Source organism: Streptomyces viridochromogenes (assembly GCF_001270495.1).
GTDB lineage: Bacteria > Actinomycetota > Actinomycetes > Streptomycetales > Streptomycetaceae > Streptomyces > Streptomyces viridochromogenes_A.
In genome coordinates, this window is the sequence record NZ_LGUR01000030.1 from 1 (window position 1) to 9,446 (window position 9,446).

Here is a 9,446-nt window from a genome sequence, read left to right on the forward strand (position 1 = left end):
GTTGAGTTCTCAAGGAACGGACGCTTCCTTTGTACTCACCCTCTCGGGCTTTCCTCCGGGCGCTTCCCTTCGGTCTTGCGTTTCCGACTCTATCAGATCGTTTTCCGATCCGATTCTCTGTCGGCGGGATTGCCTTGGGCTCTGGGCTTTCGCCTGTCGGCCTTTCGACATTCACTACGTTAGCCGATTCCCCCGCCCGATTCATAATCGGGGTTCCGCGGATTCGAATTCGGGCATGCGGGCACGCCAGAATCGACCCCGCCGAGGGGTGTCGTAGGTAGTGGGTTGGCCGCTCCGGCTGCTGACTTCGCAGTACCCGGTTCAGCGGCTCAGGCCACGTTACGCGCCCCGTCATGGCGCGTCAACTTGAGCGACGCCTGGGGACATGGGCCCGATAGGGGCTGACCGTAGGGTCGTTGGCGATCCAGTAGCGCCAGGGGTGGACGTCGCCGTTGCCTCCGTCACCTGCCACTCCGGTGCGGGGACCGTTCCGTACCTGGTCGGAGGGGACCGGGGTGCCGGTGAGAATCCTCAGCGGGGTCTCGCCGGCGGTGCACGCGTCCGTGCCGTCCAAGGAGCGGTCCACGTCCAGGGCGGTGGCCAGGCGGGCCGGGCCTTTGGCCAGTTCCTTGTCGTTGCGGGCCGAGAGTCGACGGGTGCGGGCGAGCTCGGCGCCCTCGATGATCTCGCCGGCGCGCAGCAGGACCGCGCATGCCTGGCCGTCGGGGCCGCACACCAGGTTCATGCAGTGCCACATGCCGTAGGTGAAGTAGACATAGACGTGGCCGGGGGGACCGAACATCACGTCGTTGCGGGGTGTACGGCCGCGATAGGCATGGGAGCCGGGGTCGTTCGGGCCGTCGTAGGCCTCGACCTCTGTGAGGCGGAGGGCGATCGGACCGTCCGGAGTGGTGCGTACCAGGATGCGGCCGAGGAGGTCGGGGGCGACTTCCAGGACGGGCCGGTCGAAGAAGTCCCGGGACAGGGGCGTACGGTCGGGGATCGCGATCATGCCGTCCGAGGGTAATGCAGACGGGTGGTCGCAACGGGGTGGTCAGGGGGCGTGCGCCTTGCCAGGGTGGGGACCCGGAACCGGCCACGGCCGGATCGCGTTTGTATGGATCAAGGATCCACTCTGAATAGAGGAGAGTCATGGCGTTCAAGAAGCTGCTCGCGAGCCTGGGGGCCGGTGGGGCTTCGGTCGAGACGGTGCTGACGGAGGTCAACGTCGTCCCGGGCGGTGTCGTCCAGGGTGAGGTGCGGATTCAGGGCGGGTCCGTGAACCAGAACATCGAGGGCCTGTCCGTGGGCCTTCAGGCGCGCGTCGAGGTCGAGGGCCAGGACTCGGAGTACAAGCAGGACATCGAGTTCACGAAGATGCCGCTCGGTGGTGCCTTCGAGCTCCAGGCCGGGGCCGTGCACGCGGTGCCCTTCGGGCTGGAGATCCCGTGGGAGACGCCGATCACGACGATCGACGGTCAGACGCTGCGCGGCATGAACATCGGTGTGACGACGGAGCTGTCGATCGCGCGGGCCGTGGACTCCACCGACCTGGACCCGATCAACGTGCACCCGCTGCCCGCGCAGAAGGCGATCCTCGACGCCTTCATCCAGCTGGGCTTCCGTTTCAAGAACGCGGACATGGAGCGCGGCCACATCCGGGGCACGGGGCAGCGCTTGTTGGCCAGGAACAGGGCTCCGATGACCTCTTCGCCGTCGCGGATCGGCAGGCCCAGGAAGTCGGACATGTCGGGGTGCGCCGACGGCCAGCCCTCGAAGCGGGAGTCCTTGCGGACGTCGGCGAGGCGCTCGACCTTGGCCTCCTGGAGCATGGCGGCGAGGATGCCGTGCTGGCGCGGGAGCGGGCCGATCGCCTTCCACTGGTCGTCGCTGACCCCGTCGACCACGAACTGGGCGAAGCCTCCGTGGTCGTCCGGGACGCCGAGCGCGGCGTACTGCGCGTCGAGCAGTTCGCGGGCCGAGGCGACGATCGTCTTGAGGACGTCGCGCACCTCGAGGTGCCTGCTCATGGCCAGCAGCGCGGAACTCACCGCGGCGAGGCCGGACCTGGGGCCTTGACTCATGCCCTCACGGTACCGGCGGGCTCTGACAACCGGATCGGACCAGTGGCGGCGGCCGACTGCGGCGCGGGACCTAGTCCTGCGGTCGCAGGCACGGCGGCGTAGGGCGGAAGGACCGGGTGCACGGCGTAGGACCAAGGGCCCTGCGGCTTTGCGGCCCGCGTCCGAGGCGGGGCGGGCGGCCCCGTTCCTACGTTGAGGGGGTACCGCCGAGCGGAGGCGGCCAGGGACGAGGGGACGGGTGTCATGCCGGTGGCGATCATCACGGGGGCCTCGAAGGGACTGGGGCGGGCGCTCGCCGGGGCGCTGGCGGCGCGGGGCTGGGACCTGGTGCTCGACGCCAGGACCGCGGAGGTCCTCCAGGAGACGGCGGCCGGCCTCGCTGTGCACGGCACGCGCGTGACGGCCGTTGCGGGGGACGTCACGGACGCCGGGCACCGGTCCGGGCTGGTGGCGGCCGCCTGGCGGCTGAGCGGCGTCGATCTGCTGGTCAGCAATGCGAGCGCGCTGGGCGCCGAGCCGCTCGTGCGGCTGGACGAGCTGCCCCTGGAAGGGCTGCGGCGGGCGCTGGAGGTGAACGTGGTCGCGGCGTTGGCCCTCGTCCAGGAGGCGCTGCCGCTGCTGCGGGCGTCCGGGACGGGCACGGTGATCACGGTCAGCTCGGACGCGGCCGCCGAGGCATATGAGACGTGGGGCGGTTATGGGGCGTCGAAGGCCGCCCTGGACCATCTCGCGGCGGTGCTCGGCGAGGAGGAGCCGGGGCTGCGGGTCTGGGCGGTGGATCCCGGGGACATGGCCACGGACCTGTACGCGGCGGCCGTACCGGACGACGAGGATCCGCGGCCGACGCCGGCCAGTGTGGTGCCGGCCTTCCTGCGGTTGCTGGACGAACGGCCGGCTAGCGGCCGCTACGGGGCTCCGTCCCTGCTGGAGGGGCGGTGATGACCCCTGCGATGGGGGTCCCCCTGTTCGAGCGCGGTCGAGCGGGGTGGAGCGTGCCGGAGGAGCTGTCGGCGCGGATTCCGGCCGAGCAGCGTGGGACTGGGCTGGACCGGGACGCCGTACGGCTGCTGGTGTCGCGGGGCAGGGAGGTGTCGCATCACACGTTCGGCGCGTTGCCGCGGCTGCTGCGGGCCGGGGATCTGCTGGTCGTCAACACGTCGCGGACGCTGGCCGCCGCCGTGGACGGCTCGGTCGGGCACGCGCGCGTAGTGGTGCATTTCTCCACGCACGGGGACGACGGGCGGTGGGCGGTCGAGCTGCGGGATCCCGACGGGCGGGGCACTACGCGCGCGCGTGCGGGTGCGCCGGGGATGAGGGTGTGGTTGCCCGGGGGTGTGCGGCTGCTGCTGGAGGAGCCGCTGGAGCCGGGGAGCGGGCGGCTGTGGTGGGCGCGGGTGTCCCCTGCCGGGGTCGCCGGGACTGACGGGGTCGCCGGGCTGATGCGGGAGCACGGGCGGCCGATTCGCTACTCCTATACGGAGCGGGACCAGCCGCTGTCCGTCTACCAGACGGTGTTCGCGCTGCCGTCGACCGACGGGGCGGGCAGCGCGGAGATGCCGAGTGCGGCGCGGCCTTTCACGGCGCGGATGGTGACGGAGCTGGTCAGCCGGGGTGTGCGGTTCGCGCCGATCACGCTGCACACCGGGGTGGCCTCGACGGAGATGCACCAGCCGCCGTATCCGGAGCGGTTCGCGGTGCCGGGGGCCTCGGCGCGGCTGATCAACGCGGTCAAGGCGGGGGACGGCAGGGTCGTCGCGGTCGGGACGACGGCCGTGCGGGCCGTGGAGTCGGCGGTGGGCGCCGACGGGGTCGTACGCGCGCGTGAGGGGTGGACGGATCTCGTCGTCACGCCGGAGCGCGGGGTGCGGGTGGTGGACGGTCTGCTGACCGGGCTGCACGAGCCGGAGGCCTCGCATCTGCTGATGCTGGAGGCGGTCGCGGGGCGCGCGGCGATCGACCGCGGCTACGAGGCGGCGCTGCGCGGGCTCTACCTGTGGCACGAGTTCGGCGACGTGCACCTCATCCTGCCGACGGAGGCCCCTCACTCAGAGCATTGCGTCAGCAACTGCCGGTAAGACTGTTACGCGGCCGATGTGAGCCCGCGCATAGGGTCCAGGTCACGTACGAAAGTCCGTAGTAGGTAGTGACGTCCCTTTTGAGCGGGACAGACGGTCCTGTCTGTCCCGATTTGCCCTTCCCGGGTCCACTACCGGGGATCGTACGTCACACCTTTGCCACGCAATTTTGCGGCCGCTAAGAATTGCTCTCGTCGCTCAGCGCCGCGGGTCTTCCCCGCGGCGTTTGTGCAGGAAGCACCCGTGTCCCCCGACGGACAGCGAGCGACCTCCGCGCAATTCGAAGAGGTCCCACTGCCATGCTCAAGAACACCAAGAACCGTCTCAGTCGTACGCTGACCAAGCGCCACAAGATCGCGATTGCCGGTGTCGGCACGCTCGGTGCCGCCGCTCTGGCCCTGTCCGCCGTCCCCGGCAACGCCCAGACGGCCACGGCCGAGGCCCCCACGGGCAAGGTTGCGTACAGCAATGAGCAGATCAAGGACGTCAAGGGCAACGTCACCGACCAGCTCGCTTCCGCCAGCGTGAAGGCCGAGGAGATCGCGGCCAAGAAGGCCCAGGAGGCCGCGGCCAAGAAGGCCCAGGAGGCCGCGGCCAAGAAGAAGGCAGCCGCCGACGCCGCCGCCAAGAAGAAGGCCGCCGCTGAGGCCGCGAAGAAGAAGGCCGAGGCCGAGCGCAAGGCGAAGGAGGCCGCGAGCCGGTCCGCCAAGCGCGTCCAGGTCAAGCAGGTCGCCGCCAAGACCTACGCGAACAACCTCGACGGCTGGATCCGCGAGGCGCTCGACATCATGAAGAAGCACAACATCCCGGGCACCTACAACGGCCTGCACAAGAACATCATGCGGGAGTCCTCGGGCAACCCGAACGCGATCAACAACTGGGACATCAACGCCCAGAACGGCGTTCCGTCGATCGGTCTGCTCCAGGTCATCAAGCCGACCTTCGACGCGTACCACGTCCCGGGCACGGCGTGGAGCCAGTACGACCCGGTCGCCAACCTCACCGCCGCCGCCAACTACGCGGCCGACCGGTACGGCTCGATCGACAACGTCAACAGCGCGTACTGAGCGAGGTAGGCGCGGGCCTCTGATCCGTACGCCGAAGGGCGGCACCCTCCTGACGGGGTGCCGCCCTTCGGGCGTCGTACGACGGGCTGGCTACTTGCGCATGACCTCGGGCTCGTGGCGGCGCAGGAAGCGGGCCACGAAGAGGCCGCAGATCACGCCGAGGACGACCAGGGCGACCATGTCCATGCTCCAGGCGCCGACCGTGTGCTCCCACAGCGGGTCGTTGCTGTCGCCCTTGGCGGGCGGACTGATCTGGTTGAAGTCGAGCGTGGCACCCGCGGCGGCCACCGCCCAGCGCGACGGCATCAGGTACGAGAGCTCGTTGACGCCGATGGAGCCGGCCAGGGGGAACAGGCAGCCGGTGAAGACGACCTGGACGATCGCGAACATGACCAGCAGCGGCATGGTCTTCTCGGCGGTCTTCACCAGGGCGGAGATGATCAGGCCGAACATCATCGCGGTGAAGCCCAGCGCCATGATCGGAATGCACAGCTCCAGCAGGATCTGGCTGCCGAGGATCAGGCCCTCGTCCGGGATGGTGCGGCTGGAGAAGCCGATGACACCGACCATCAGGCCCTGCAGCACGGTGATCAGCCCGAGCACGAACACCTTGGACATCAGATACGCGGACCGGGACAGGCCGGTCGCGCGCTCCCGCTCGTAGATGACCCGTTCCTTGATCAGCTCACGGACGGAGTTGGCTGCGCCGGCGAAGCAGGCGCCCACCGCGAGGATCAGCAGGACGGTGAGGGCGGTGCCGTTGGCGACCGGCTTGCCGGTGTTCGGGTTGATCTCCGTGTTGACCAGGAGGTCCTTGCCGGAGTCGATGAGCAGGCTCACCGAGCCGAGGACGAGCGGCAGGATCACCGTCAGGGCCAGGAAGCCCTTGTCGGAGGCGATGACCGAGACATAGCGGCGCACCAGGGTCAGGAACTGCGACATCCAGCCCTGCGGCTTGGGCGGCTTCATCGCCTGCATCGGAGGCATCTGTACGGACTGCGGGGCAATCGCGTCGATGTCCGCGGCGTACATCTGGTAGTGCTGCGAGCCCTTCCAGCGTCCGGCCCAGTCGTAGTCCCGGTAGTTCTCGAAGGCGGAGAAGACGTCGGCCCAGGTGTCGTAGCCGAAGAAGTTCAGGGCCTCCTCCGGCGGACCGAAGTAGGCGACCGCGCCGCCCGGTGCCATCACCAGGAGCTTGTCGCACAGCGCCAGCTCGGCCACGGAGTGGGTGACGACGAGGACCGTACGGCCGTCGTCGGCGAGGCCGCGCAGCAGCTGCATGACGTCGCGGTCCATGCCCGGGTCGAGGCCGGAGGTCGGCTCGTCCAGGAAGATCAGCGACGGCTTGGTCAGCAGCTCCAGGGCCACCGAGACGCGCTTGCGCTGGCCGCCGGAGAGGGAGGTGACCTTCTTCTCCTTGTGGATGTCCAGCTTCAGCTCGCGCAGCACCTCGTCGATACGGGCCTCGCGCTCGGCGCCGGTGGTGTCGGCGGGGAAGCGGAGCTTGGCCGCGTACTTGAGGGCCTTCTTGACGGTCAGCTCCTTGTGCAGGATGTCGTCCTGCGGGACCAGACCGATGCGCTGGCGGAGCTCGGCGAACTGCTTGTAGAGGTTCCGGTTGTCGTAGAGGACGTCACCCTGGTTGGCGGGGCGGTAGCCGGTGAGCGCCTTGAGCAGGGTCGACTTGCCGGAACCGGACGGTCCGATGACCGCGATCAGCGACTTCTCCGGGACGCCGAAGGAGACGTCCTTGAGGATCTGCTTGCCGCCGTCGACCGTGACGGTCAGGTGGCGGGCGGAGAAGGAGACCTCACCGGTGTCGACGAACTCCTCAAGACGGTCGCCGACGATCCGGAACGTGGAGTGGCCGACGCCGACGACGTCGGTCGGGCCGAGCAGCTGCGAGCCGCCCTTGGCGATCGGCTGACCGTTGACATAGGTGCCGTTGTGGGAGCCGAGGTCACGGATCTCCATGCGGCCGTCGGGCGTCGAGTGGAACTCGGCGTGGTGCCGGGAGACCTGGAGGTCGGAGACGACCAGCTCGTTCTCCAGGGCACGGCCGATGCGCATGACACGGCCGACGGCGAACTGGTGGAACGTGGTGGGGCTGCGGTCGCCGTAGACCGGCGGCGCCCCCGCGCCACCACCGGGTCCCGCCTGCTGCGGGATGTGCGCGGCGGCCTGCTGCGGCTGCTGCCAGCCGGCCTGCGGGGCCTGCTGCGGCTGGGCCTGCTGGTGCGGCGCCTGCTGAGCGGGGGCCTGCGGTGCCCAGCCGGGGTTCGCGCCCTGCGCGGCGTACGGCTGCTGCTGCGGCTGGGCCTGCGGCGAGGCGACGGCGCCCGCGCTGCCGGAGAGGTTCAGGCGGGGTCCGTCGGTCGCGTTGCCCAGGTGCACGGCCGCACCGGGGCCGATCTCCAGGTGATGGATCCGCTGCCCCTGCGCGAAGGTGCCGTTGGTGCTGCCGTGGTCCTCGATGACCCAACTGCGGCCGCTCCAGCTGATCGTGGCGTGCCGCCAGGACACTCTGGCGTCGTCGAGCACGATGTCACCCTGCGGATCGCGTCCGAGGGTGTAGGACCTGGACGCGTCGAGCGTCCAGGTCCGTCCATTCAATTCCAGTACGAGTTCCGGCACTCCATGCCCCACTGAGTAGTCCCCCGAGTTACCCCCAACACAGGGAGTCTAGGGATGTCGAACATCGTCGGGAACTATTTCAGGCTCCGCCCCCTGACCGAAAGTCGGGCCTTGTGAGGAGCACGCGCACGCGCCTCGACTGGTTCCGTTGACGGGGTTGAAATCAGTCCGGAGAGTGGTAATCCACGCGAGGGGGACATGCGCGGCGAACAGTCGCCGCACCGCGGATCGGGGGGTCTGCCATGAGCGCGTCCACGAACGTCGAGACCGCGAGGCACGGCAAGCGGCTGCCGTGGGGGGACATCCTGTTGTCCGCGATCGCCTGCGTGAGCTGGGCGTTGATCGGAATGGCGGGCACGGCGGCACTCGGACTGCATCTGCTGGAGGCGGACACCACGAGTTCGCTTGGCCCGATGACCGCGGCGGTGGTGGCCCTTGGGGCGGGTGGTTCTGTCACGCCGTCCGGCGATGTGTCCGCTTTCGGGCTGACGGGCGCGGAGGCGGTCACCGCCATCGAGATCACGCCACTGGGAGTGAGCCTGGTCGGAGCGGTGCTGCTGTCGTGGTTCTTCTTACGGTCCTTACGGGGCGCGGGAGTTGTGATCGCGCCGGCCGAACTCCTCGCGCGCGGGGGCGCGGTGGTCACCCTGTTCGTGGCGACCCTGGGCGGACTGGCCTGGGCGGGGCACGACGTCATCACGATCGACGGGAGCTCGCTGGGGCTGGACGACCTGCCGGGGGGCGGCGGGGGCGGGCTGGAGATCCCCGGAGTGGGGGACATCGGCGGGCTGCTGCCCGACCAGATCGGCGACCTCATCGATGCGAAGGCGGCGGTCGGCTTCACGGTGGACATCGCGCCGACGCTGCTCGGCGGCCTGGGCTGGTCCGCCGGCATCCTGCTGATCGCCCTGCTGGCCTCACGCCGCACCCCGCTGCCGCGCGGCTGGGAAGCCGTGCACCGCGTCGTACGGCCCGCAGTGTCCGCCCTCGTCACGGTGCTGCTGGTGGCGGTCGCGGCCGGGCTCGCGGCGGCGGCCTACGCGGCGATCGGCGACGCCCACCCCAAGCGGATCGCGGGCGCCGCCCTGCTCGGTGCCCCGAACGGCGTGTGGCTCGGCATCCCGATCGGCCTGCTCGTCCCGTTCGACGGCAAGGCGACAGGCGTGCTGGTGGGCCTGTTGCCGGACCCCCTGGACGACCTGCTGAACAGCGACGCCGACCAGTCCGTGACGCTGGGCAGGCTTGCGGAGCTGGACGGACGGGTGTGGCTGCTGGGGGTCGCGGCGGCGCTGATGATGCTGCTCGCAGGGGTGCTGACGGCGGTGCGGACGCCGGTGGAGGGCCCGGGTGGTCCCGGGGGCGTACGGGATCCGGGGGCCCTCCGTTTCGCCGGGCGGTGTGCGCTGCGGCTCGGGATCGCCACGGCGTTGACGCTGCCGTTGCTCGCCTGGCTGACGGAGCTGTCCGTGGACGCGTCGCTGTCTGTGCTGGGCTTCGACGCGTTCGGTGCGGGTGTGGAGCTGCGGGGGAACCTCGGTATGGCGCTGGTTCTCGGGGCGGTGTGGGGCGAGGGGCAGATCACACAG

Annotated in this window: 6 protein-coding genes and 2 pseudogenes; 5 read left to right on the forward strand and 3 right to left on the reverse strand. The window is 69.9% G+C overall.

Annotated elements, in window-relative coordinates:
* Positions 1-361: 361 nt before the first annotated feature.
* On the reverse strand, positions 362-1,012 hold the full coding sequence (locus ADK36_RS05820) for a DNA-3-methyladenine glycosylase (protein ID WP_053196594.1): 651 nt from the start codon (positions 1,010-1,012) through the stop codon (positions 362-364).
* A 140-nt stretch (positions 1,013-1,152) separates the two neighbouring features.
* On the opposite strand from ADK36_RS05820, the pseudogene ADK36_RS05825 reads away from it, so the two are divergent.
* Positions 1,153-1,680, forward strand: a pseudogene (locus ADK36_RS05825) (sporulation protein); the annotation flags it as partial.
* Here the strand turns inward: ADK36_RS05825 and ADK36_RS45865 are convergent.
* A pseudogene (locus ADK36_RS45865) lies at positions 1,662-2,084 on the reverse strand (GAF domain-containing protein); the annotation flags it as partial. The pseudogenes ADK36_RS05825 and ADK36_RS45865 sit on opposite strands and share 19 nt — an antisense overlap.
* A 243-nt stretch (positions 2,085-2,327) precedes the next feature.
* On the opposite strand from ADK36_RS45865, the gene ADK36_RS05830 reads away from it, so the two are divergent.
* The 3 genes from ADK36_RS05830 (at position 2,328) to ADK36_RS05840 (ending at position 5,226) form a co-directional block, all read left to right on the forward strand.
* Entirely contained in the window at positions 2,328-3,023 is a 696-nt protein-coding gene (locus tag ADK36_RS05830) for an SDR family NAD(P)-dependent oxidoreductase (protein ID WP_048587102.1), read from the forward strand.
* The gene (locus ADK36_RS05835) at positions 3,023-4,159 is read left to right on the forward strand and encodes an S-adenosylmethionine:tRNA ribosyltransferase-isomerase (RefSeq protein WP_048587113.1); all 1,137 of its coding nucleotides are present in this window, start codon (positions 3,023-3,025) and stop codon (positions 4,157-4,159) included. The genes ADK36_RS05830 and ADK36_RS05835 overlap by 1 nt, the downstream gene beginning before the upstream one ends.
* A gap of 299 nt (positions 4,160-4,458) precedes the next feature.
* Positions 4,459-5,226: a transglycosylase SLT domain-containing protein gene (locus ADK36_RS05840; RefSeq protein ID WP_048587101.1), complete on the forward strand. Its 768-nt coding sequence runs from the start codon at positions 4,459-4,461 to the stop codon at positions 5,224-5,226.
* Positions 5,227-5,316: 90 nt separating this feature from the next.
* On the opposite strand, the gene ADK36_RS05845 is transcribed toward ADK36_RS05840, so the two are convergent.
* A complete protein-coding gene (locus ADK36_RS05845) occupies positions 5,317-7,860 on the reverse strand; it encodes an FHA domain-containing protein (RefSeq protein ID WP_048587100.1) in 2,544 nt (847 codons plus the stop codon).
* 242 nt (positions 7,861-8,102) lie between these two features.
* Between ADK36_RS05845 and ADK36_RS05850 the strand changes: the two genes are divergently transcribed.
* Positions 8,103-9,446, forward strand: a 1,344-nt coding sequence (locus ADK36_RS05850; RefSeq protein WP_053196596.1) for a streptophobe family protein, incomplete at its 3' end; no start/stop codon positions are given.